Source organism: Marnyiella aurantia (assembly GCF_014041915.1).
GTDB lineage: Bacteria > Bacteroidota > Bacteroidia > Flavobacteriales > Weeksellaceae > Marnyiella > Marnyiella aurantia.
On the sequence record NZ_CP059472.1, the window covers coordinates 1349290 to 1375669 of the forward strand.

Below are 26380 nucleotides of genomic sequence, written 5' to 3' on the forward strand. Positions count from 1 at the left end.
TTTTAAGGAAATTTAGCTATGCGCAAACTCACTGTTCTTCTCCTTTTCCTAATATTTTCGGCTGCGGCTCACGCACAGCAACATACCTTGTTGAAAATCCTGAACGGGGAACTGAAGAAGGAAGTCAAAAATCAGTTGAAATCACCGCAATTTAATGGGGATACAATCCGCATCGTCCGGCCTTTCGAAATCAGCAAGGACAATATTCTGTCACTGGAAATCGAAAAACGAAGTCCATACCTGGAGGGCGTTTGGATTATAAGACAGGAAGTACCTTTAAGCGTGGTAAAAATGGTTGGAAAGGATATCAATATCATTTTGGAGACCGGTGACAGCCTGGTCACCACCACTTCATACAGAAGTGCTGAAGGAGCGGGTAAAGCCGAAAAGATAATGGGTAACCTGTTTTTCCTTTATCTGGTCAATGAAAAGCAGAATGAAGACCTGGGCACTGCGATACAGCGGGCATTTATAAAAGCAGGGGTACCCGTACTGAAAGAGTATTGGTATGACTGATCATGAAAACGTGAGCCTTGCGCACCATGTTCCCCTTTAATGCAGCTTACAGTCTGGATATGTTCAGCAGGCACTTGAAAATAATTCCCTATTTTTGTTGCTAAAATTTAAAGGACCGATGAATACAATGAACAGCAGCGACTATATACAGCTTGAAGAGAAATACGGCGCACACAATTATCACCCCCTGCCGGTAGTTTTGGACCGTGGCGAAGGTGTATATGTCTGGGATGTTGAAGGAAAGAAATATTTCGATTTCCTTTCAGCCTATTCTGCTGTAAATCAAGGTCATTCCCATCCTAAAATTGTGGAAGCACTGGTAAACCAAGCTTCTAAACTGGCTCTTACCTCACGTGCCTTCTATAATTCCAAACTGGGCGAGTACGAAAAGAAAATCACTGAACTTTTTGGTTTCGATAAAGTGCTGCCAATGAACTCAGGTGCCGAGGCTGTGGAAACAGCCGTAAAGATTGCCAGAAAATGGAGCTATGAAGTTAAGGGCATCGCGGAAAACCAGGCACAGATCATTGTGTGTGACAACAACTTTCACGGCCGTACCACCACAATTGTTTCATTCTCCAACGATCCGGATGCGAGCACCAATTACGGTCCTTTTACACCAGGTTTTATAAAGATCCCCTATAACAGCCTGGAGGCATTGGAGCAAATCCTTCAGGACCAGTCGGCGACTACGGCGGCATTTCTTGTGGAACCGATTCAGGGCGAGGCTGGAGTTTATGTTCCGGATGCCGGTTACTTAAAAGGAGCTTTGGAACTCTGTAAAAAATACAACGTTCTTTTTATTGCTGATGAAGTACAAACCGGTATTGCAAGAACAGGTCAGTTAATTGCCTGTCACCACGAAGGTGTTCAGCCTGACATCCTGATCCTGGGCAAGGCACTTTCCGGCGGAATGTATCCTGTATCTGCAGTACTTGCTGATGACCACATCATGAACGTTATTAAGCCGGGACAGCACGGATCTACATTTGGTGGAAATCCAATGGCTTGTGCTGTAGCAATGGCGGCTCTGGATGTAGTGGCAGATGAAGGCCTTTCTGAGAGAGCTGAAAAACTGGGGAAAAGGTTCCGTGATGAAATCGAAAAAATCATTACAAAAACAGACCTCATCGTAAGTGTACGCGGAAAAGGATTACTGAACGCCATCATCATAAATGACACCCAGGACTCTCCTACCGCCTGGAACCTTTGTGTAGACCTTATGAAAAACGGACTTCTTGCCAAACCAACTCATGGCAATATCATCCGTCTTGCACCACCTTTGGTGATTACCGAGGAACAGCTGACGGAATGTCTGGCCATTATCAAGAAAACAGTACTGGAATATAAGAGGTAATGAAACTGTCGGTAGTTGTCATCACCTTTAACGAAGAAAAGAATATCGGCCGCTTCTTAAAAACAGTGGCCGATATTGCTGATGAGGTTATCATTGTGGACAGCTATTCCACGGACCGTACAAAGGAGATTGCCTCAGAGCATCCCTCTGTAACATTTATCAGCAATGAGTTCAAAGGCTACGGGCAGCAGAAAAACTTTGCCCTGAGCAAGTGTCGCGGCGAGTGGATCCTTTTCCCTGACGCAGACGAGGTGGTGGATGAGCAGGCCAAAGAATCTATAAAACAAATCATCGCAGGCAAAGGTAATGCTGATGTTTATCTACTAAAATTCAACAACATCCTGCTGGGGAAACATCTCCGTTATGGCGGTTGGGGTTCTGTAAGCCGGGAAAGATTTTTCCGCAACGGTTTTGGGGAATACTCTGATGATAAAGTTCACGAAAAATTCCTCACTTCCGGCCGCATATCCACCCTGAATGGCAGGATCAACCATTATACCTATCACAGCGTCAGTCAGCATATTGATAAGATTAACCGCTACTCCACGCTGATGGCAGAAAAATATGTTTCGGCGGGGAAAAAAGTGGGGATAATAAAAATCGTCTTCACTCCGTGGTTTACTTTTATAAAGGATTACATTTTTAAACTTGGATTTCTGGATGGTGTTATAGGGCTGTATGCTGCGGTTACCACAAGCTACTACGCATTCCTTAAGTATATAAAACTATACCTGCGTAAGAAATCATGATATTTCCTGTTTGATGTAAATCCTGGCTTGTACTATTGCATAAATTGAGGGTGCTAAATCTGAAACGCCACTCTACGGGCACATATCCGCTAAAATTTCTTTAATTTGCAGCATGAATATTTGCGTAATCAGTTTCGATTTTTGGCAGTATGATGCTCATATAGTGGAAGCACTGAAAAAAAGAGGGATCAATGCGCATCATATCAATCTAGGCGCGTACCGACATAGGAACATTGCTGCACGTGCCGGAAATGCGCTTTCCAAAATTTTCCTGAAAAAAAATCTTAAAAAACAGCAGCGGCAGGAACTCATCCTGGACCAGCTTAAGGTTTTGGGCAGGCAGGATCAAATCCTCGTCATCAACCCAGAGCAGATAGAAAAGCATATCCATCTTCAGGTCAGGGAATATACCGACCGCTATATCGCTTACCTGTATGACAGTCTGGCCAGGAATCCAGCCGAGCATGTACTGAATCTTTTCGACAAAGTATTCTCTTTTGACAAAAGTGACTGCAACACTCATAATTTCGAACTTATAACCAATTACATTTATCTGCCGGAGCAAACTTGCAACGGTGACGCCGAATTTGACCTTGTTTATATGGCCTCCTACGACGACCGTTTAAATCTATTATACAAAATAACCAACAGGCTTGGTACTCTCGGCCTCACCTATTTTTATGTTATTGTGGGCAAAAAAACATGGAAAAAGGAGTTCTTTGGCAAAGGAAATTCGAACAGAAAATACACAAGAAAGCGGATTAAGCACAATGATATTACTGACTATTACGGCAAAGGTAAAGTTTTGCTGGACTTGGTGCGAAACAGACAGGACGGATTAAGTTTCAGGATTTTTGAGGCGATGGCCATCAGGAAAAAGGTCATCACCAATAACCGCACAATCCTTGATTATGACCTTTACAATCCAAATAACATCCTGGTTCTGGCCGAAGACCTCTCTAATCTGACCGCCGATTTTTTCAATACAGATTATGAAGAGCTTCCCCGCGAAATCTATAACAAATACACCCTGGAGACGTGGGTAAATACAGTCTTTCAACTTACATGAGAACGTCTGTAGCTTTATGCACCTACAATGGTGAAAAATATCTTCAGGAACAGCTGGACTCTATCCTTAATCAGAATCTTCCTGTTGATGAGATCGTGGTGTGCGATGATGGCTCTACAGACCGTACGGTAAAAATTCTGCAAGAATATGAGTTAAAATACCCGGAAATTTTCAGAATCTACAAAAATGAAAAGAACCTCAGAAGTGTAAAGAACTTCGAGAAAGCTATATCCTTATGCAAGCATGAAATTATCTTTCTGAGTGACCAGGATGACCTTTGGGTCTCTACGAAAACAGAAATCATGCTCCAGTACTTTAGAGAGCATCCGGAGATTGCTGTTTTGTGCAGTAATGGTTTCGGCATAGATGATTACGGTAAGGAACTGGATGTGATAACTATTTGGGACGTCCCTCAGTTCTTACGGGAAAGTAAGATTCAGGTGGATTATTTTAAGATGATCAGCTACGTTGGTAATATAGCAACAGGCGCTACTATGGCTGTTCGCAGGAATTTTACAGAGAAACTGCTGCCGTTCCCGGTTAAGCAGGGTTTTCATCATGATGAATGGATGGCCCTTGTTGGCTCATATTACCAAAAATTCGACCTTATACCTGACCGACTTATCAAATACAGGCTTCACCAGGATCAGCAGGTGGGCGGAATTTCGTATCCGAACACTGAAGATACCAAAAAACAACTTATACGATTTTTCAACCTCTTCGGACACAACAGAAATTTCGCAGCTTACAAGAAACTGCTGAAACGTTTGACCGAATCCTATTCTAAGGCACAGGATTTTGCTAAAAACGGAATCAAGCACGAGTTAGTGGACCAACAGCTTTCGGACGCAGTATACCTTTACCGGCAGACGCAGAGTGAGCTGAGAAGGAAATATCCGGTTCGTGCTTTCATACTTTCGCATTTGGACAGTATTACAGGAAAAAGACAGCTGAAACCATGAGCACTGTAGAATTCTCAATCGTAGTACCGTGTTATAACCAGGCACCTTATCTAAAGGAAACGCTGCTTTCAGTAAAAAATCAAAGTTATACTGACTGGGAGTGTATAGTAGTTAATGACGGTTCTACAGATGATTCGGAGAAAATCATAGACGAAATTTGCGCACTGGACCCAAGGTTCCGCAAAATTACACAAACCAATCAGGGACTTGCCACAACCAGAAATAACGGGATAAGAGCTGCGAAAGGCCATTTTATATTACCTCTTGATGGAGATGACAAGATTGGTCCCGAGTACCTGGAACTTGCCGAAAAAGAATTCCGGAATGATCCGACAATTAAACTTGTTTACGCTGAGGCCAAATTTTTCGGAACTGAAGATGAGCACTGGCCCCTGCCTCCATACGACTATACACGGTTGCTTTTTGTAAACTGTATTTACTGCAGTGCAATATTCCGTAGGGATGATTATCTGAAAACGGAAGGATATGACACAAATATGCGGCATGGCTACGAGGACTGGGAATTTTGGTTACAGTTGCTGAATAAAGACGATAAAGTAGTCCGCCTGGATACTGTGCAGTTTTATTACAGACAAAGAGCACAGTCAATGATTTCATTTCTTCATGAAGAGGAAAAAAGAAAGGAAATGGAGAATTATATTGTCCGGAAACACATAATGAAATATCCTGCATTTATGCAGCAGGGTCTGTCAATGGAGGTACTCCTGGATATAAGTTACCGCCTGCAAGAGCTGGAACAACTAAAAAACTCGCTCTCCTATAAGAAAGGCTTCAAACTGGAGAACAGCATTAGAAAAAAACTCGGCCGGATATGATGACACCTTATTTCAAAATTTGGAAGTACAGCCGGCAACTTAACAGGTCAGGACTGTATTTCTTTTTTCCGTTTTATCACATAGGCGGTGCAGAAACGGTACACCTTAAAATTTTAGCTGCGTGTGAGGTAAAACCAAACTGCTTCATTACCAATCAGTCCTTTTCTGAAGCTAACCGGCAGAATTTTGAAAAAGTTTCTAACCTCATCAGTTTTGATGATTCTGTCAATAAGATAAAATGCCGCAATATTCTTCTGAAACTATTGGCAGCGAAAATAAACCGACATAAAACTTCTGTAGTGTTCGGCTGTAACAGCATTTTCTTTTATGATCTGATTCCGCTTCTGAAAGATCATGTGCGGATTATGGATCTTACACATGCGTTTTCCTACGAAGAGTATTCGCCGGAGAGTTACAGTCTGCCTTTTGCTACCCGACTGGACACACGCGTAGTGCTCGGAACCAAAACCAAAGCAGACTATGCTGAACTTTATCAGAAAAACGGTATAAACCCCATATTTACCGAACGGATCCGCATTATAAAAAATGCAGTAGAAATTCCGAAAGCGATTATAAAAAGTGAAAACAAAATCCTTCAGTTAATTTTTGTTGCGAGAAATTCCCCGGAAAAACGCCCGGAAATCGTTTTTGACATTTTAAGAAAGCTAAATGAAATAAACTTCCCGTTTCACTGCCGGATTATAGGAGATTTTCCTGAAGGCCAGGAATTGGAGAACACAGAATTTACGGGTGAAATCCATGACACCAACAGGCTTAATGACTTATATACAAAAAGTGATATCCTTTTGCTAACCTCAGAGCGCGAAGGTTTACCAATGGTCATTCTTGAGGCGATGGCACATAAGGTTGTTCCAGTCAGCACCTCGGTGGGAGAAATACCTGAACTGAACAGTAACCTGCCGGGAATTTTGCTGGTGGATACGGGTGATCAGGAAAATGTTTCTGCCGAAATGGTGAAAATAATTTGCCGGCTTAATGAAAACCGCCGTGAACTTCAAAGCAGACAGGAAAACTGCTTTAAATTTGTAAAAAACAATTACAGCGAAGACCGGTTTGCCGAAAACTACCGTAATCTATTCCACGGGCAGTAGGTACTTCTCCAGCACCTTCAAACTGCACAAATCTTCCACTTTTTTGCTGAAGAACTGCTCACAGTGACGGTGAGCGTTATCAACGATGGCTTCACATTCTTCCGGGTTTGAAATGTAGTACTGCAGCTGCGATTCAAGATCTGAGTAGTCATCTTTTATTTCAATATAATGTTTTCCACCCACCAGAGACCCTTCCATAAACCAGGTTTCCAGCGTAGGCCTGGGCATTACCGCAATCGAATTTGACGACATGACCCACTTCAGATTAGTAGCCACATCGTTACCCTGTAAACAAAGGATGAATTTATAGTTCAGGTGATCTTCTATAGACATTTTCTTTTTTATCCAGATGGGATTTCCGCCCTGCGCATTCACCTGCCCCAAGTCACACAGCGGATGACCGAAGTACCGACTGAAAAATTGGTAACGGTGTTCCTGAAATACAGCTCCGCGACCTATAAGCACATCTTTTTTTGTGCGGAAAGGTTGGTCATTTTTAATCCACACAAAATGTCTGGCTTTATCCAGATTCAGCAGCACACTGTTTTGATTGTCGCCTGTAACCGGACGGCTTTTTACAATGCTTGGCAAATCGGGAACTGTGGTCACATCGCCAAAAACAAAATTGATGGGCAGTTCCTCCGGAAAAAACCGGGCGTACTGATAAGTGTCGTGGTAGTACGTTTTTGGTGTTACCGGACTCCTTAAGTCCTTCAGCGTACAGCAGGCTGCTGACTTTGAACTTTGAACCGAAGAACGGCAGTAATAAGCCACCCGGGACGTCACTAACTCCATTTGACCTGCGGTCAGGGTGCCTTCCAGCTCTTTAATTTTTATGCTGAAGGAGGATGTGGGTAAAATACGGCGCAGATAGGCCTTTATATAATAAAAGAATTTAACCTGTTTCTCAACTTTTGCCATCATTCCGAAATCATGCGGGAGACCTAAGACTCATCTCCGTTTCGGGCATAATCATCCTGAAGGCGAACGATATCATCTTCGCCAAAGTAGGTTCCTGTCTGCACTTCTACAAACTGTAAAAGCTCCGATGAGTTATTCTCGATACGGTGTTTTGCAAACTGCGGAATAAAGATGCTCATACCGTAACTAAGCTGGTGGTTCTCGCCGTCCAGCACAACTGTGGCTTCACCCTGGATTACAGTCCAGAATTCCTGACGGTGATGGTGAAACTGATATGAAAGCCGGTGACCGGGCATAACTTCAATCCGCTTCAGTTTGTAGGTAGGTTCATCGGCCAGTACATAATACTTTCCCCACGGTCTTTCCCCTATTTCCAGCATAAATTCTTCTTTCATGCAAAACTAAATAAAATATTACATTCCTGCACCAAAAGTCATTTTTTGGCTAAATTTGCATAAAATTTAAATCTATGAGTAAAGTTAGAGTTCGTTTTGCGCCCAGTCCAACAGGTCCGCTGCACCTGGGTGGTGCCAGAACGGCCTTATATGATTACCTTTTTGCCAAGAAAAACAACGGAGATTTTGTACTTCGTATAGAGGATACCGATACGGCACGATATGTAGAAGGAGCTGAAGATTATATCATGGATGCCCTGGAATGGGCCGGCATAACCCCCGACGAAAGCCCCAGACATGGTGGCAACTACGGTCCTTACCGTCAGAGTGAAAGACGCGCTATTTACGATAAGTACACTGCCGAAATACTGAAAACCGACTACGCTTACATGGCTTTCGACACCAGCGAAGAGTTGGATGAAATCCGTAAGCAGTATGAAGAAAAAGGTGAAGTTTTCTCATATAACAATATTACCCGCAACCTACTTAAAAACAGCCTGTCTCTTCCAGCTGAGGAAATTCAGAAACTTCTGGACGCAAAAATACCTTATGTGGTTCGTTTTAAGATGCCCGTGAACCGCGTGTTGAACCTAGAAGACACCATAAGAGGTAAATTCGCGGTGAATACAGATACTCTGGATGATAAAGTCCTCGTTAAAAATGACGGCATGCCTACCTATCACCTGGCCAACATCATAGATGACCACGAGATGGAGATTTCCCACGTCATCCGTGGCGAGGAATGGCTCCCGTCTATGGGGCTTCACGTTCTTCTTTACGAAGCGATGGGTTGGACAGCGCCGGAGTTTGCGCATCTGCCGCTTATCCTGAAGCCTGAAGGCAAGGGGAAACTCAGCAAAAGGGATGGTGCCAAATTTGGCTTCCCCGTTTTCCCGATGAACTTCACCGATCCTGAAACTAAAGAAATATATCCAGGTTATAAGGAACACGGCTATCTGCCGGAAGCCTTTGTAAACTTCCTGGCACTGTTAGGCTGGTCGCCTGCACATGATAAGGAAATTCTTAGTCTGGAAGAAATGGCCCAGGAGTTTGACCTTCATAAGGTTCACAAAGCCGGAGCCCGCTTCAGTAAAGAAAAAGCAGACTGGTTCAACCACCAGTACCTTCAGAAAAAGAGTGATGATGAGGTACTGACAATGCTGCAGGAACTGGAACCCGAAAAAACCAATGTTCTTGCTAAGGATAAACTTCTGAAAACCGTTTCGCTGATGAAAGAGCGCGCCACTTTTGTAAAGGACATTTACGAAAGCGGAAAATTCTTCTTTGAAGCCCCGCAAACCTTTGACGAAAAAGCGGTTAAGAAAGCATGGAACGATCAAACTGCAGACATAATTACCCAATTTTCAGAAACCCTGAATGTTGATAATTTTGATGCCGCTAAACTTAAGGAAGCCATCCACCATTTTGCCGAATCCGCAAACCTGGGAATGGGCAAAGTAATGATGCCCTTGCGCCTGGCACTTGTGGGCGAGCTTAAGGGCCCTGATGTTCCGGATATTATGGAAATAATTGGTTTTGAGGAGACTAAATCGCGGATTTTAAATGCGGTAAATAATATCGGATAAGTCTCTGCAATTTTCACTAATTTTGAAGGATAATTTTCAGGATATGCAATATTTAGAATTTGAAAAGCCAATCGAAGAACTGATGGAACAGTATCAAACCTGTTCGGTCGTGGGCGAAGATGCAGGAGTAGATGTAAAATTGGCCTGTTCTCAAATTGAGGACAAAATCATTGAAAAGAAAAAGGAAATATATTTAAACCTTACGCCATGGCAGCGCGTACAGCTTTCCAGGCATCCGGACCGTCCTTATACACTGGATTTCATAAAGGGTATTGTAGATAAGGACAGCTTCCTTGAACTGCATGGGGACCGTAACTTTGCGGATGATCCCGCCATGATCGGTGGCCTTGCTACTATTGACGGTCAGAAGGTTATGCTGATCGGAACACAGAAAGGCCGCACCACAAAGGAAAGACAGCACCGCAGATTTGGAATGAGTAATCCGGAAGGTTACCGTAAGGCACTCAGGTTAATGAAATTAGCAGAAAAATTCAGAATACCGGTAATCTCTTTAATCGATACTCCCGGCGCATATCCCGGACTGGAAGCGGAAGAAAGAGGTCAGGGTGAAGCCATTGCACGGAATATTTTCGAGATGACGATGCTGAAGACACCGATCTTCTGCTATATCATTGGTGAAGGAGCCAGTGGTGGTGCGTTGGGAATTGGCGTAGGCAACAAAGTATATATGTTGGAAAACACATGGTATACCGTAATTGCTCCGGAAAGCTGCTCTTCAATTCTATGGAGAAACTGGAATCATAAAGAAGATGCGGCTAACGCACTGAAACTGACACCAAATGATGCGTTGGAACATAAATTCATCGATGGAATTATTCAGGAACCTTTAGGAGGTGCTCATTACGAGCCGCAGGTTGCATATGATCACCTGAAGCAGTCTATCCTTCAGAACATCAAGGCTTTTGCATCCTTCTCCGGTAAGGAACTGGAACAGCAGAGACAGGACAAGTTCATCGCAATGGGTCGCTTTAAGGGCTAATAATTGTTCAGCAATATAAAAACAGGCTGTTTCCTAAAAGGTAACAGCCTATTTTATTAACTCTTATGCTAAATTTAATTCAGCAATTAAATAGCGGGCGTTATTTCCCTGATCTCAGTGTTATCGCAATATCCTTATTGATATTTTTGGCTGATGAATATTTAGCGTCACAAATGCTCGTGGTCACCAGATAATTCCCTTTGTCAATCAGGATATAACTTTGATTATTCGCTTTTACGTCCAGATTATAGTAACTTCCTTTTCCGCTGAACTTTACGATCAGGTTACAGGCAGACCGGTTCACGATCTGCACGTACGCCTCCCTTTTATTGGGACTGTTGTCAAAAAGATGATTCAGGACTTTTGCCGCCATCTTGCTCTTATCGTTCACGCCATCCTTCAGGTCTGCCCTGACCTCCTTCACCAATTTGCCCTTTGTAAGAGGTACAACCCTTGGCTTGGCGGCAATATCGTTTGCCGGTGTTATAAGCTGCACAAGTTTAATTCTTAAGTCAGCCACACCGGGATCGCCGGGGTTGTCTTTTATAAAGGTGGCAATGACTTTCGGGTCATTACTCATCTGTGCCTGTGCAGCCGTAAGCTTTTCGGCAGGGGCCTTTATATTTGCTTTTTTCTTCTGCGCCGGAGCCTGTCCGCAAATCAGAATCAGAAAAAAGATATACCATTTTTTCATATTATTATAGTGAGAGTTATTACTTTGAATGCCTTATATAACGCAAAAAAACAATGTTTTAGTTTACATAAATTTATTATCTTTGCATCGCTCAAAAAAGATTCTAAACTTAACTCTTTTTTTTAAATTCAAAAATAAATATATGTACACACCGGTAGCTGCAGACGTAGCGAAACTTAGAAACACGACAGGGGCAGGTATGATGGACTGCAAGAAAGCTTTAGTTGAGGCAGAAGGAGACTTCGAAAAAGCAATTGAAATCCTTAGAAAAAAAGGACAGAAAGTTGCAGCCAACAGAGCCGACAGAGAATCTACTGAAGGTGCAGTAATTGCTAAAGTGAACGACGATAAAACAAGAGGAGTTATTATAGCTCTGAACTGTGAAACAGACTTCGTAGCTAAGAATGAAGAGTTTGTTAAACTTGCTCATGACCTGGCTGAAATGGCTCTGGGTAAAACTAAAGAAGAGCTTTTGGCTGCAGATTACAAAGGTATTACCGTTGCTGAAAAATTAATCGAACAGACCGGTGTTATTGGTGAGAAAATTGAAATCGGATCTTTCGAAACGATTGAAGGGCCATTCCTGGGAGCTTATATTCACGCTGGAAACAAAATCGCTGCTATCACTTCCCTTTCAGGTGACGTAAACGGATCTGAAGAAGCTGCGAAAGCTGTATCCATGCAGGTTGCGGCTATGAATCCAATCGCTTTGGACGAAACTAAGGTTTCTCAGGATACTATCGACAAGGAACTGGAAATCGAAAGAGACCTGTTAATTAAAGAAGGCAAGCCGGAGAACATCATTGACAATATCCTTAAAGGAAAAATGCAGAAGTTCTACAAAGATAATACACTGGTACACCAGGCATTCATCAAGGACGGAAATATGTCTGTTAGTGATTACGTAAAATCACTGGACGACAGCCTTAAAGTTGTTGGTTTTGTAAGAGTAAGCCTTACATAAAATAAGCGCATAAATATACAGTCTCCCTGAAAAATTCAGGGAGATTTTTTTTTATAAGTAATCCACAATTAATGAGTAATTTTGACACCATTTTTACATGGATTATGAAAAAAAATTTATTTGCTTTCCTGGTTTTTTTCAGTTTTTTAGGATTTGCACAGCTGGACACCGACCACTGGTTCGCACCGATGGCAGCAAAAGCCGGTAATTCAGGCGCGGAAAGCTACCTCTATCTTTCAACCAATGAAACGGTACCTTTTACGGTAAGCATCTACAATAACAATGTTCTTTATACAACCGCGGTAATCAGCAAAGGTAATCCCGCAGAGGTCTTTGTTCCTGCGACTTTTATGATGGGACTGAACCAGACACAACTGTTCACTCCTGTAGCCAAAGGAATTTACCTGAAGGGAGCCAAAAAATATTTTGCCAATTTCCGGTTTGCCGTAACCAATCACGCCGAGATCATCACGTCCAAGGGGCTGGCAGGACTTGGAACTACTTTTTATGCGGCAATGGCACCCCTTACAGGCACCGGAACATACATCAATTCTACAATAGGCATAATGGCTACGGAGGATAATACCACGGTAACCATTTCGGGATACGACCCCGCCGTTGTATTTTCAGACGGAAGTTCCAGCTCAACCAAAACGTTCACATTGAACAGAGGTCAATCTTATATACTGGATGCAGTGAGCACGACAAACGCTGCGAATCTTGACGGACTCCTCGGCGCAAAAATCGTGTCGAATCATCCCGTATCGGTCACTAACGGGAACTTTAACGGCATCTACACCAATTTTAATTTTACCAATAACGACATCCTGATGGATCAGGCTGTCCCTGTGGACAGATTAGGTAAGAATTTCGTGGTGGTGAAAGGTAATGCGCCCGTTACTTCAGGCATGGAAACAGCACTTATTGTGGCTACAGAAAACAATACGGCAATTTCGGTGAATGGAGCTCCAACAGGAATCGTACTTAATGAAGGTGAATATACGATGATAGACGGTGCGAATTACACCCTCCATGGTAGCTCCCATTATAATATGGGCATCACAACTACCAGGAATGTGTATGTTTACCAGTTGCTGGGCGGGACCGCCACCGGTAGTGTTTATGCCGCGGGTGGATTCAACTATATTCCGCCATTAAGCTGTTTCCTGCCCAATAAGGTAGATGAGATAGGAAACATTAACAGTTTGGGCTCTGCAGTTTACAATACAAAGCTGAACATCATTACCCAAACTGGTGCTACCGTTACAGTTAACGGCAATGCCATTTCGCCTTTGAATGGTCCTTTCCCTGTTGTAGGCAACACAGACTGGGTAACTTATTCCGTGCCAAACGCTTCAGGCAACGTAACGGTAAATTCAACTAAATCTGTAACTGCAGGCATTGCGGCAGGTAGCGGTGCCGTGGGCTACGGTGGCTATTTTGCGGGATTCTCCTCGGTCCCGGTTATTGCAAAAACGGGGGACTGTTATGCCGGCATCCTGCTTCAGGTAGATAATTCCTACGATGCCTATCAGTGGTTTCTGAACGGTGTAGCCATACCCGGTGCGACGACCTTCTCCATTAACCCTGATCTCTACGGATCGGGTACCTACACGGTTCTGATCACAAAAAACCTTTGCGAATCCAAACTCACAGACCCTTATTCCTATACCGCATGCCCTCCAATCAGCACAAGCGTTCAAAATATTGGATCCTGTAACACCCTCACAATTACGCCTGCTTTCACCACTTCCGTTCAACCTGTTAATCCATCACTAACTCAAATAATTGCGGCACCGGCTTCAGGTACAGCAACGGTGAACGGAGCTACGGGAGTCATTACCTATACACCTGCTGCGGGCCTCACCGCAGATACACAGGTTCAGTTTGTGTATTATTTGCAGGGAACAGGCAATCCGGCAGATTTTGAATACTTTCGCGTAACAGTCAATATTGATGTGCTCCAAACTACCAATGCCTCGCTGGTTTCATGCGCGGGTGCGAACGGTAACGCCAATTTTAACCTTACCTCAGTAAGCAATTCCCCTGATGTTGGAACTACCGCCCAATACTTCACCAATGCGAACCTAACCGGGGCGATCGCAGATCCAACTAACCATTCAGCCGCCACGGGATTGGTTTATGTGCGGGTAACTTCGGCCTCGGGATGTGTAGCCACCGCTCAAATTCAGCTTACGGCGGTAGCTGCACCCAATATTAATGCCGCCGCGTATAATACAAGTATCTGTGACAACGATCTGGACGGCATAATAAGCGTCACTTTCAGCGATGTTACACCTCTGATTGTAACTAATTCCGGCCAGTTTAATGTCCGGTATTATTTGAATCAGGCAGATGCCGTTGCCGGAAACAACAACACCCTGGGAAATGCCTGGACATTCAGTACACCTACTACTGTATATGTGCGTGTTGATGCTTTGAACGGCAACTGCGCACCTGCATTAGACCAACTGAATTTCTCAGTCGGACCAAAAGTTCCGGTACTTACGTCCAACCACACTGTAACCCTTTGCGACCCGGACGGAAACGGCTCGGAACCAGCTAATCTCAACAATTATACGGGCGCGTTCACAGTTGATCCTGCCGCAACCTTCACCTTCCACGGTACATTGCCAAATGCCAATTCAGGAACGAATGCCGTTAGTGCGAACCAAACCATAACCGGTACCGGTGTCTATTATATCCGGATCCAGCATCCCGGCTTCTGCCCTCTGGTGGCCGAATTAAACCTCGCACTGCAGTCCCTTAACGTTAATCCCGCTACTCTTTCCACATGTGCGAATGCGGCAGGCACCGGCACATTTAACCTCACCACAGCAAATGTAACCGGCACACCAGGCGTTACACTGGGTTATTTCTCCGATCCAGCGCTCACTGTCCCGATTCCTGATCCTGCAAATTATACCAGTGCTCCAGGCACTGTATATATTCAGGTTTCCACAGCGAACAACTGCTCCGCGGTTGCTGTAGTAACACTTAACGTAATTCCGCTGCCCAACCTTAACACTGCAGGCTTCAACGGAGCCCTTTGCGATGACAATTTTGACGGCACAGTTCAGGTGAATTTCGCTGCCATTACCCCACAGATCGTAAATAATTCCGGAGCTTTCACTGTACGCTATTACCTGGTGCAGGCCGATGCCACTGCAGGCAATAACAACAACCTTCCGGCGAACTGGAATTATTCAGCCACAACAACGGTTTATGTGCGCGTGGACAGCAACACGGGGAACTGTACGCCTGCTCTGGGCCAGATTACCTTTAGTATTGGCAACCGGATTACACTAATTTCCGGTACAGGCACAGCAGAAGTATGTGACAACGATCTAAATGGCTCGGAACAGGTTAATCTAAATACTTACAATTCTTTATTTACTGTGAATCCCGGCGTAACTGCTTCGTTTCACAATTCACTGGCTGATGCTCAGAACGATACAAATGCACTGGCGAGCACTCAACTGATCACAGGCACCCAAATTTTTTACGTGCGTTTTGAGAGTAACAGTGCCTGCCCCACCACTGCTGAGCTTACCCTTACGATCAAATCACCAAAAAAATCTGATATTCTAAAGGATATCACCATCTGTCCGGGAGCTTCAACACTGTTGGATGCCGGCCCGGGCTTTACAGCATATCTTTGGAGCAACGGTGCCACTACTCAGACCCTCAATGCGGCTGTTGGTAACTACTTTGTTGACTTAAGTTTTAACGGCTGTACCTACAGGCAGTATGTAAGCGTTCTGGCGGCCCAGGAACCTGTAATTACCAGTATCGAAGTGAAAGGAGACGTTGTAACAGTAAATGTTTCCGGCGGAACTCCACCCTATCAGTATTCTCTAGACGGGATTACGTGGCAATCTTCACCTGTTTTTATGGGTGTAGCAAAAGGAACGCACACTGCTTATGTACTTGCTGCAGAAAAATGCCGGCCAGTGATGAAAGAATTCCTCGTTCTGGACCTAATTAATGCTATTACGCCAAATGGAGACGGCATCAATGACGTGCTGGATTATTCAGACCTTCAGAATAAGGAAAATGTTTCTATAGCAGTGTACGACCGTTATGGTGCCCTGGTATACCAGTCTAAGAGTAAAAACTATACCTGGGACGGTCGCGTGGGCGGCAGGGTAATCAGCAGTGGAACCTACTGGTATAGCATCAAATGGACGGATCCGGAATCGACAGAAAATATGGAATATAGTGGCTGGCTGTTGCTGAAAAACAGGGACTGATCCTTTTTAAATAAAAATTATATTCCTAAATCCAAATTTTATTATAAATTTGTTAAATTGAATAAAATTCCAGAAATATGAAAAAACATTTACTTATTTTGGTGCTGATGTTTGTCACAGCCTCCAGCCTTTGGGCACAGAGGGATACCGAGCATTGGTTCGCACCTATGAGGGACCGTGCCAGTTCAACTACTTCAGTTCAAACGCTTTTCCTTTCCACTGATTCTGTAACGCCTTTTCCTGTTAACATTTATAACAATAATGCAGTAATTGGAACAGTAACAATCAGCAAAGGAAACCCGGGAACCTTCATCGTACCTAGGACCGCTATCATAGCTACCAGTGATGGCGAATGTATGACAACCTCGACCAAGGGGTTGTATCTGCAGGGTACAAGTCCCTTTTATGCCAGTCTCCGTATGTATATTTCATCACACGGCGAATTTATTGCATCTAAAGGAAAAGCTGGTATTGGCACACAGTTCCGTGCTGTTGTTACACCGAACAACTATGTAACCAGCATCACCAATTTTGTGACCAGTGTACTTGCAACAGTAGATAATACTACAATTACCATTAACGGCTATCAGCCTGCTGTGCAGTTTGCCGGTGGTGCTACCGGTGCTACACTGCCCAGCATTAATATTACGCTTAATAAAGGTCAGTCCTATATCGTGGAAGGACCCGGAACTGTAGCCGGTAACGCGAATGCGTTCTCGGGAGCGCTGATTTCATCAGACAAACCCATTTCAGTAATGAATGGCAACATGAACGGTAATTATGCATTGGGATCGTTCGGTGGTTCCGATATTATCATGGACCAATCTGTTCCGATTGAAAGGTTGGGTAAAACCTTTGTAATAATCAAGGGAAACGCGAACATCGGCACTAATATGGAGGGTGCGCTGATTACGGCCACCGAAGACCAGACAGACATTTTCCTTAACGGATCACCCACGGCGGCAGCCACTATCAACGCAGGCCAGACTTTCCGGGTTATGGACACCAATTATATTGACCAGGGAAGTGGTCACTACAACTTGTACATATCTACCACCAAGAATGTTTATGTTTACCAGCTAATTGGTGGACGTCCTACAGACAATGCTACAGAAGGCTGGAATTATATACCGCCATTAAGCTGCTATCTTCCAAGAAAAATTGACGAAATTGGGATGGTAAACTCTATTACGCCTACCAATAACAGTACAAACCTAAGTAACTGGCTGCTGAAGCTGAATATCCTAACTGAGGCTGGAGCTACCGTAACCATTAACGGAACACCTCCACCTGCGGGTTCCGGACCTTTCACTGTGACCGGAACCACTAACTGGGTTACCTATTCGGTTCCCAACCCTACAGGAAACATTACCATTAACTCCAACAAAGCAGTGACAGCGGGTGTAACAGGTGGATATTCCAGTGCAGGTTTCGGCGGTTATTTTGCGGGATTCTCTTCTGTTCCGGCTATCGTAAAAGAAACCGGTGATTGTATTCCCGGAATTATTCTGGCGGTAGATGATATCTATACCACCTATCAGTGGTTCCTGAACGGAAATCCAATTGCAGGTGCTAATACCTTCCAGTATACTCCAACCATGCCGGGCGTTTATACATGTACGGTAAGTATTCCGGGTTGTGCTCCGGTTACTACTCCGCCATATGAAGTATTCCCGTGCCCTACCAATACAACACAGACAGTGAATGTATGCGGCGGAAGACAGTTTACCGTAGCTTTCTCCAACTCAACACAGCCGCTCGACCTAAGTTCTATTACTATAACAACACAGCCGGCTCACGGTACTGTAACAGTAAATAACCTTACAGGAACTATTAACTATGTTCCTGCTGTAGGATACTTGGGACCGGATACTTTTACTTACGAATTCCAAAGTACGGTACCCACCTTCTTTGACAGTGAGATAGTAACTGTTAACATCAATGTGGTGCTTTTGGAAACGGATGACGACACGCTTACCGCCTGTCCTTATAACGGTGTAGCAACTTACGACCTTACCACAGCTGACGTTTCTGACTACCCACTGGCAACTTTCAATTATTATCCAACGTTGACCGACGCACAGAACGGTACTAACGAAATCCTTACTCCGGCAGCTTACGTATCTGCTGCAGGCAGCGTTTTCGTGAAGGTCACTACTCCTGAAGGATGTGTGGATTATTCTAAAATCACACTTTTATTTTACGCTCAGCCGCAGGTGAATGATGCAGTGATGCAATCATGCTTTATTCCGCTGGCACCTACAACAGCTATTTTTGACCTAACTACTGCTAATGTGGGAGGTGGACCAGGAGCGGTGAAGAATTATTTCACATCTCTTGCCGATGCTGAGAACAATACCAATGAGATACAGAATCCTTTTGTATACAATTCTACCAACAATGTGGTGTATGTCAGAGTATATAATAACAACGGCTGCTACAGCATAGCAAAAATTACATTAAATGTAATTCCTCCTACCTACTCTACAGTCCTGGAGGACAAAATAATATGTATTGAAGACAGAACCACACTTGATGCCGGACCTGGTTTCGACGCTTATGAATGGAGTACGGGAGCAACAACCCAAAGTATTTCTAACGTTACAGTTGGAGAATATTGGGTAATCCTGACCAAGAACGGATGTGAAACTACACAGACTGTAAAAGTAACCAAGGTTCCTGAAGTTGTAATTACAAATATTGATATTACTAATAATACAGTAACTCTTGCAGTAAAAGGTGGAGAGCAGCCTTACCAGTATTCCGCAGATGGGATTAACTGGCAGGACTCCAACGTGTTTACCGAAGTACCGCGTGGTCAGAATATCTTTTTTGTAAAAGATTCCTATAACTGTGAGCCGGTTACTGTTGAGATAACCGTGCCAAACCTGATCAACGTAATTACACCAAATGAAGACGGAGTAAATGATTATATCGATTACTCTGCACTTAGATACAAGCAAAACCTAACCTTCTCTGTTTATGACAGATATGGCAATAGAGTTCACCTTGCCGACAAGAACAATTTCTACCGTTGGGACGGCAGATTTGCCAGCAAGAAAGTGATCACCGGAACTTACTGGTACCATATTACATGGAACGAACCGGACGGAACACAGGCTCCTGTCATGTATAAAGGCTGGATCCTGGTGAAAAACAGGGAATAAATTTTATTCATATTTTCTATGTAAAACACGGCAATCCTGCCGTGTTTTTTTTTGTTCGCTACGAACGAAAGGGGTAAAATCCATTTAAATTTTATAGATTTGTGAAACTTTACATCTAGAACATATGAAAAAACATTTACTCTTTTTCTTACTTCTGGTACTTTCATTTGGGAATCTGCGTGCGCAGTTTGACACTGACCATTACATTGCACCCTATTTTGCTAGTACCACCGGCTATACCCATGGTCTGTATTTTTCCACAAAATCGACTACACCTTTTAACGTAGAAGTTTACAATAACGGAACTGTAGTACATACCATCACTGGCTTGAGCAAAAACAATCCACAGGTTTGGATTATGACTACCGCACAGGCTCAGGACTATGTTTTTGCAAGTGCGGACGCTGATGCTTTAACCGTTACCAACCGGGGTCTCTACACCAAGGCGGTAGGCACTGCAAATGATATGCGGTATTTTGTATCTCTGAGACTGCGACAGTCGGCACATGGAGAGTTCCTGACATCAAAAGGTAAAGCGGGTCTTGGTCTGCAGTTCTACGCAGCTCCTGCCCCATTGACATACAATTCATCGTCAATGAATTTTACAGCGGGGGTCCTGGCCACAGAAAATAACACCACTGTAACGGTAAGCGGTTATAATGCCGGAATCCGTTTTGTGAACGGACCCGCCACCAACACTCCTCCTTCCTATACATTTACATTAAACAAGGGACAGTCTGTCCTCGTAGCTGGCGAAGCCAATTATCCGGCCAACCAAACAGGATTTATTGGTGCAAAAATTACTGCAGACAAACCGATTTCCATGACTAATGGTAATGCAAACGGTATGTTTGGAACAGCCAATACCACTTCCGGTTCCGATCTTATTCTGGACCAAAGTGTACCTGTAGAGAGGCTGGGTAACACTTTCGCTATGGTAAGGAGTTTAACTTACCTGGCAGACGCCTCTAACGTAGAAGGAGGGCTTGTGGTCGCAAAGGAAGACAATACACAGATTTTTCTAAATGGTTCTGCAACTGCTGCTGCTACGATAAATGAAGGTCAATACTACCGCATATTAAGTAACAATTATATCAACCAGGGAAATAACCACTATAATATGTATGTAAGTACCTCTAAGCCGGTTTATCTTTACCAGCTTCTTGGTACAGGAACAGCCGCAGCCGGTACAAATACCGCAGGGTACAACTACATACCGCCATTGAGCTGCTACATGCCGCGCGAAGTGGACGAGATTGGCTTCATTAACCAAATGCCGAGTCATACCGGAACAATCAACATGAAACTTAACATCCTGACAGAATCAGGTGCTACTGTAACCGTGAACGGTGTAACACCAACAGCGGTTCAGGGTCCTTATCCTGTTACCGGGAATCCCAACTGGGTTTCTTATGATGTTCCCAATGTTACAGGTAACTTAACAATTGTATCCAACAAAGCGCTGACCGCAGGTATTAACGGTGGCTATTCTACGGCGGGATACGGAGGTTATTTTGCAGGATTTTCATCGGTGCCGGCAATTGTAAAACAAACCGGCGAATGTATTCCGGGGCTGATTTTAGCAGTGGATGATATTTATGAGACCTACCAATGGTTCCTGAACGGAAGTCCGATATCAGGAGCAAACACCTTCCAGTATTCGCCTACGGTACCGGGAGTTTATACCTGTACGGTAAGTATTTCGGGATGTGCTCCTGTAACAACACCTCAGTATGAAGTTTTCCCATGTCCGGTAAATACGACACTTGATGTAAATGTATGCGGTGGAAGGACTTTTGATGTTGAATTCAGCAGTTCAACTCAAACTATAGATCTAAATTCGATAGTTATTACTACTCAACCTGCTAACGGCACTGTTGCTGTGGACAATTTAAACGGAATCATCACTTATACTCCTAACCCTGGATATTTGGGCCCGGACACTTTTACGTATGGATTCCAAAGTACAGTTCCAATATTCTTTGACAGTGAATCAGTAACTGTAAATATCAATGTAGTTCTGCTGGAAACAACAGATGATGCACTGATTGCCTGTCCGTTTAACGGCGTGGCAACCTATGACCTTACAACAACGGATGTTACCAATTATCCGGGAGCTACTTTTAATTACTATCCTACTCTTACAGATGCGCAAAACGGGACAAACGAAATCCTGGTACCCGCTGCCTATGTTTCAGCAGCAGGTAATGTATTTGTTAAAGTAACCACACCGGAAGGATGTGTGGACTATGCCACAATCACTTTGTCTTTCTATGACCAGCCTGCAATAAATGATGCGGTTATGGAATCATGTTTTATACCAGGCTCACCGGTTACAGGAGAGTTTGACCTCAGTACTGCGAATGTAGGAGGAGGACTTGGTGCTACCAAAGATTATTTCCCATCCCTAACCGATGCACTGAACAATACCAATCAGATCCAGAACCCTTTTGTATACCTGAGCTCAAGCACGGAGGTATTTGTAAGGGTGTATACCGCCAACGGCTGCTATGGAATTGCCAAGATTACACTGAATGTAATCCTGCCAAACTACTCGTCCGTACTTCAGGATAAAGTGATCTGTATTGAAGACAGAACCACACTTGATGCTGGTCCAGGCTTTGAAGCCTACGAATGGAGCACCGGTGCCACTACGCAGACCATCAGCAATGTTGGTGTAGGTGAGTATTGGGTATTGCTTACAACTAATGGCTGTAAAACCATGCAGACCGTTAAAGTGAACAAAGCCCCTGAAGTAATCATCAACAACATCGATATTACTAACAACACAGTGACGCTTACAGTAACAGGTGGCCAGCTTCCATACCAATATTCGGCTGACGGGATTAACTGGCAGGACTCCAATATCTTCACGGAAGTACCGAGAGGTCAGAATACCTTCTACGTTAAAGATGCACTGGATTGTGTACCCGTAGCTGTGGAAATCACTGTTCCTAACCTGGTGAATGTGATTACGCCAAACTCCGACGGAATTAATGATTATGTGGATTATTCTGCACTGCGTTACAAGAAAAACCTTACTTTCTCGGTTTATGACCGTTATGGAATCAAGGTTCACGAAGCCAATAAGAATAATGACTACAGATGGGACGGACGTGTGTCTGACAAGAAAGTGAGTACAGGAACCTATTGGTATCACATTTCCTGGACAGAACCGGATGCAGCAGGCACTCCAGTAACCTACAAAGGATGGATTCTTGTGAAGAACAGGGAATAAGAATAATTTTATTATATAAAAACACGGCAATCCAGCCGTGTTTTTTTTTGCTTAAAACATTGATAATGATTTATATAATTCATAAATTTGTATGACATCCATAGTTTCAATGAAAAAAAATCTCTCCGTTTTCTTTGTATTGCTGATGTTTTCATTTGCCTGGGCGCAGTTGGACAGAGAGCATTGGTTCGCACCGATGGTAGACAGGACGGGCAATCCGAACCCTTTTCAAAAATTGTATTTATCCACGAACAGGACCATACCATTTCCAGTAAGCATCTACAATAACAATGTTCTGATAGGTACCGTAACAATAAGCAAAGGCAATCCACAAAAATTTGATGTCCCCCGGAATTTTATCATCACGACACTCCAATCCGATCTTTTTACACCTATAACCAAAGGACTTCATGTTTCCGCAGAATTTCCTTTCTATGCTAACCTCCGCTTCTCGGTGTACAATCATGCCGAGATTGTAACCTCGAAAGGAATCTCGTCCACAGGAACCACTTTCTATACTGCAACTGCACCAATAACTGTACAGAATCCCATCCTTAACTTCATGACCAGTATACTGGCCACGCAGGACAATACCACGGTCACTGTATCGGGTTATTCGCCAACTGTTCAGTTTTCTAATGGTACCACCGGCGCAGGAAACCCCATGATGACTTTTGTGCTGAATAAAGGGCAATCGTATATCATTGAGGGCAAAGGTGAAATTTCTGCAAATTCAGACAGTTTCATCGGAAGCAAGATCGTGGCTTCAAAACCTGTAAACGTAACCAACGGCAATTTCAACGGTCAGTATGCCGGGGCTCAACCACTCAGCTCAGACATCCTTATGGACCAGTCCATTCCTACCAACCGTCTTGGAAATAATTTTGCCCTCGTTAAAGGCAACGGACCAATAGGCGCAAATATGGAAGGTGCGCTGGTCGTAGCTATTCAAAACAATACGCAGGTATTCCTGAATAATGAAACTGTTCCGGCGGCCGTCCTGAATGAAGGCGACTATTATGTGGTACCTGATACAAAATATGTTCTGCAGGGGAACAATCATTACAATCTCTACATCAGCACTACACAAAATGCCTATGTTTATCAGTTGCTTTCAGGCATAGACAACGCTGGAAATACAGTAGCCACAGGAGGTTTCAACTTCATACCGGCCTTAAACTGCTATCTGCCCAAGCAGATTGACGAACTTGGGTTTATAGATGAGAATGAAGTGTTTTCCAATGCCAATCCTACCGGTATCCTGAGTATTCCCACAAAACTTAATCTTATAACAGAAACAGGCGCCAATGTTTTGGTTAACGGTAATCCGCCGCCAGCCGGCACGGGCCCATTTCCTATGACGGGCACTGCAAACTGGGTTACTTATGGAATTCCGAACGTGACGGGGAACATTACCGTAACTTCTAATAAAGCCATTACAGCCGGGATCAATGCGGGAAGTGATGCTGTAGGATATGGTGGCTTTTTCGCAGGATTCCCTACGCAACCTGTTATACTCAATTCAGGAACCAACTGTATCCCGGGGCTGGTACTTACAGTAGATCCCTTAATATACGATTCATACCAATGGCTCCTGAACGGAACGCCTATACCGGCCGCCACATCAACGTCAATTACACCTGTGCAACCGGGCTTTTACACGGCATCCGTCACTATGGGAAGTTGTGCACCCCTTGTGACCACCTCCTATAAGGTGGAGAAATGTATGGTGAACTCGTCTGTGGTCTATAATATCTGTTCTTCGCAAAATATTATACCTGCTTTTTCAGCAGTTACAATTCCTCAAACAGTCGTTGCGGCAACAGTAGCAATTACCGTTCCTCCCACATTGGGTACAGTAACCATCAATCCTGCCACCGGCCAGCTTACCTATACAGCTAATACTCCCGGCGTGACCGCAACAGATACTTTCACGTACACATTCTGCGGCAGTGATCCGGATTTTCCTGAGTGTGAGACCATCACTGTAACTATTAATATCGCCCAGATCCCTGTAAACAATGTCACCCTGAATACGTGTACCGGACCGAACGGACTGGGAACCTATAATCTGACACTTGCACAGGTTACCACACAGGCACCGGTTACTATCACCTACTATCCTACCCTGGCCGATGCACAGACTGAGAATGCTGCTGCTCTTATTTCGGATCCAACCAATTACACCTCAGCAGCAGGTGTCACCGTTTATGCTGTAGTTAAATCTCCTGAGGGCTGTAAAAGCATTGCAAATATCATTCTTGGACTTTTCCCACTGGCCACTGTTGCAGATTATACAGGAACATTCTGTGACGATAATCTTGACGGTATTTTTGAGGTGAACCTAACCACTGTAACCTCGCAGATTCTTCCGAATGCAGCCTATTTCAGCGTGAGTTATTACTCAACTTTGGCTGATGCCAATGCTGGTGGACCAAACAGTCTTCCGAATAACTGGACCTATACAGCCAATACAACAATATACATCAGGGTGAACTCCCCAGACAGTTGCCCACCGGTAATTAAAGCTCTTAACTTTATAGCCGGCACACCATTACCGCTGCTTGTAAATTCGAGCCTGGAGGCCATCTGTGACGATGATCTGGACGGAGCGAAAGATATAAATCTCACAGCCTTTCTACCCACTTTTACTGCAGATCCATTGGTTTCAGCAACGTTCCATTCTACCCTGGCAGATGCACAAAATGACACAAATGCGCTCACCAACCCGATTACAGTAACTGGTAGCCAGACTTTCTATATCCGTTTTGAAAAAGCGGGCGCCTGCCCTGCTACAGGTACACTGGTAATTAACATAAAGATCCCGAAAATCTCGGACCAACTTGCAGATGCGGTCATCTGCCCGGGCGGAACTACTGTGCTGGACGCAGGTCCGGGTTTCGACAGCTACCTGTGGAGTAACGGGGCCACCTCGCAAACAATCACAGTGGGCACAGGAACTTACTGGGTAGACCTTACCTCCAATGGTTGTGTGTACAGGCAAACTGTGACAGTAACCGCTTCTGAACTGCCTGAAATTACAGGGATAGATATTAAGGACAATACAGTAACGGTGACGGTTACCGGAGGGACACCACCTTATCAATACTCACTGGACGGCCTGACATGGCAGACCTCAAATGTGTTCAATGGAATCAGCAGAGGCACGTATACAGTTTATGTAAAAGATGCACTGGACTGCGGAATCGTTACCCGTCAGTTTGCATTCATCAACCTAATCAACGCAATTACACCAAATGACGATGGTTTCAATGATGCCATAGATTATTCGGAACTGCTCACTAAGGAAGATCCTGTATTCCGCATCTTTGACCGTTATGGGGCTGAAGTATTCCGCGGGACACGTGCAAACCGTTTCAGCTGGGACGGCAAGAGCTCACCTACACGTCATGTAAGCACCGGTACCTATTGGTACATCCTGCAGTGGCGCGAATTCGGTTCTCCAACCACATTTCATTACACCAGCTGGCTGCTGGTAAAAAACAGAATGGGTAACATTTACAAAGAGTAAAGAAAAGCAAAAGGCACCAGATTGGTGCC

17 protein-coding genes are annotated in these 26380 nt (G+C 44.1%); 14 read left to right on the forward strand and 3 right to left on the reverse strand.

Translation table 11 applies throughout. From position 1 onward, the window contains the following. Nucleotides 1-18: 18 nt before the first annotated feature. The 7 genes from H1R16_RS06190 (at nucleotide 19) to H1R16_RS06220 (ending at nucleotide 6601) form a co-directional block, all read left to right on the forward strand. Nucleotides 19-516 carry a hypothetical protein gene (locus tag H1R16_RS06190; protein ID WP_181887855.1) on the forward strand — a complete coding sequence of 166 codons (498 nt, stop codon included), beginning with the start codon at nucleotides 19-21 and terminating at the stop codon, nucleotides 514-516. Nucleotides 517-634: 118 nt separating this feature from the next. After that, nucleotides 635-1873 carry an ornithine--oxo-acid transaminase gene (gene rocD, locus H1R16_RS06195; protein WP_181887856.1) on the forward strand — a complete coding sequence of 413 codons (1239 nt, stop codon included), beginning with the start codon at nucleotides 635-637 and terminating at the stop codon, nucleotides 1871-1873. Beyond that, nucleotides 1873-2622 carry a glycosyltransferase family 2 protein gene (locus tag H1R16_RS06200; RefSeq protein WP_181887857.1) on the forward strand — a complete coding sequence of 250 codons (750 nt, stop codon included), beginning with the start codon at nucleotides 1873-1875 and terminating at the stop codon, nucleotides 2620-2622. Before rocD ends, H1R16_RS06200 begins: the two co-directional genes overlap by 1 nt. A gap of 112 nt (nucleotides 2623-2734) precedes the next feature. After that, the gene (locus H1R16_RS06205; protein WP_181887858.1) at nucleotides 2735-3691 is read left to right on the forward strand and encodes a glycosyltransferase family protein; all 957 of its coding nucleotides are present in this window, start codon (nucleotides 2735-2737) and stop codon (nucleotides 3689-3691) included. After that, nucleotides 3688-4653 (forward strand): glycosyltransferase family 2 protein, encoded by a 966-nt coding sequence (locus H1R16_RS06210; RefSeq protein WP_181887859.1) that lies wholly within the window; start codon nucleotides 3688-3690, stop codon nucleotides 4651-4653. The genes H1R16_RS06205 and H1R16_RS06210 overlap by 4 nt, the downstream gene beginning before the upstream one ends. After that, entirely contained in the window at nucleotides 4650-5489 is an 840-nt protein-coding gene (locus H1R16_RS06215; protein WP_181887860.1) for a glycosyltransferase family A protein, read from the forward strand. Before H1R16_RS06210 ends, H1R16_RS06215 begins: the two co-directional genes overlap by 4 nt. Next, nucleotides 5486-6601: a glycosyltransferase family 4 protein gene (locus H1R16_RS06220; protein WP_181887861.1), complete on the forward strand. Its 1116-nt coding sequence runs from the start codon at nucleotides 5486-5488 to the stop codon at nucleotides 6599-6601. Before H1R16_RS06215 ends, H1R16_RS06220 begins: the two co-directional genes overlap by 4 nt. Here the strand turns inward: H1R16_RS06220 and H1R16_RS06225 are convergent. Further along, nucleotides 6584-7525, reverse strand: coding sequence for a glycosyl transferase family 90 (locus H1R16_RS06225; RefSeq protein WP_228451107.1), 942 nt, complete (start codon nucleotides 7523-7525; stop codon nucleotides 6584-6586). The genes H1R16_RS06220 and H1R16_RS06225 overlap by 18 nt on opposite strands. A 20-nt stretch (nucleotides 7526-7545) precedes the next feature. Next, entirely contained in the window at nucleotides 7546-7899 is a 354-nt protein-coding gene (locus tag H1R16_RS06230; protein ID WP_181887920.1) for a phosphomannose isomerase type II C-terminal cupin domain, read from the reverse strand. A gap of 92 nt (nucleotides 7900-7991) precedes the next feature. Here H1R16_RS06230 and gltX point away from each other — a divergent pair, with 92 nt between their 5' ends. Next, complete coding sequence (gene gltX, locus H1R16_RS06235; RefSeq protein ID WP_181887862.1) at nucleotides 7992-9503, forward strand: glutamate--tRNA ligase; 1512 nt, start codon at nucleotides 7992-7994, stop codon at nucleotides 9501-9503. A 43-nt stretch (nucleotides 9504-9546) separates the two neighbouring features. Continuing rightward, the gene (locus H1R16_RS06240; RefSeq protein WP_181887863.1) at nucleotides 9547-10503 is read left to right on the forward strand and encodes an acetyl-CoA carboxylase carboxyltransferase subunit alpha; all 957 of its coding nucleotides are present in this window, start codon (nucleotides 9547-9549) and stop codon (nucleotides 10501-10503) included. A 100-nt stretch (nucleotides 10504-10603) separates the two neighbouring features. Here H1R16_RS06240 and H1R16_RS06245 read toward each other — a convergent pair whose 3' ends face one another. Further along, nucleotides 10604-11197 carry a DUF6759 domain-containing protein gene (locus H1R16_RS06245; RefSeq protein WP_181887864.1) on the reverse strand — a complete coding sequence of 198 codons (594 nt, stop codon included), beginning with the start codon at nucleotides 11195-11197 and terminating at the stop codon, nucleotides 10604-10606. A 142-nt stretch (nucleotides 11198-11339) separates the two neighbouring features. Here H1R16_RS06245 and tsf point away from each other — a divergent pair, with 142 nt between their 5' ends. The 5 genes from tsf (at nucleotide 11340) to H1R16_RS06270 (ending at nucleotide 26351) form a co-directional block, all read left to right on the forward strand. Beyond that, entirely contained in the window at nucleotides 11340-12161 is an 822-nt protein-coding gene (gene tsf, locus H1R16_RS06250; protein WP_181887865.1) for a translation elongation factor Ts, read from the forward strand. Nucleotides 12162-12265: 104 nt separating this feature from the next. Beyond that, nucleotides 12266-16414: a T9SS type B sorting domain-containing protein gene (locus H1R16_RS06255; protein ID WP_181887866.1), complete on the forward strand. Its 4149-nt coding sequence runs from the start codon at nucleotides 12266-12268 to the stop codon at nucleotides 16412-16414. Between the two features lie 77 nt (nucleotides 16415-16491). Then, nucleotides 16492-19581, forward strand: coding sequence for a T9SS type B sorting domain-containing protein (locus H1R16_RS06260; protein ID WP_181887867.1), 3090 nt, complete (start codon nucleotides 16492-16494; stop codon nucleotides 19579-19581). 124 nt (nucleotides 19582-19705) lie between these two features. Then, nucleotides 19706-22819, forward strand: a complete 3114-nt coding sequence (locus H1R16_RS06265) for a T9SS type B sorting domain-containing protein (RefSeq protein WP_181887868.1) — start codon at nucleotides 19706-19708, stop codon at nucleotides 22817-22819. 109 nt (nucleotides 22820-22928) lie between these two features. Then, nucleotides 22929-26351, forward strand: a complete 3423-nt coding sequence (locus H1R16_RS06270; protein WP_228451108.1) for a T9SS type B sorting domain-containing protein — start codon at nucleotides 22929-22931, stop codon at nucleotides 26349-26351. Nucleotides 26352-26380: the final 29 nt, after the last annotated feature.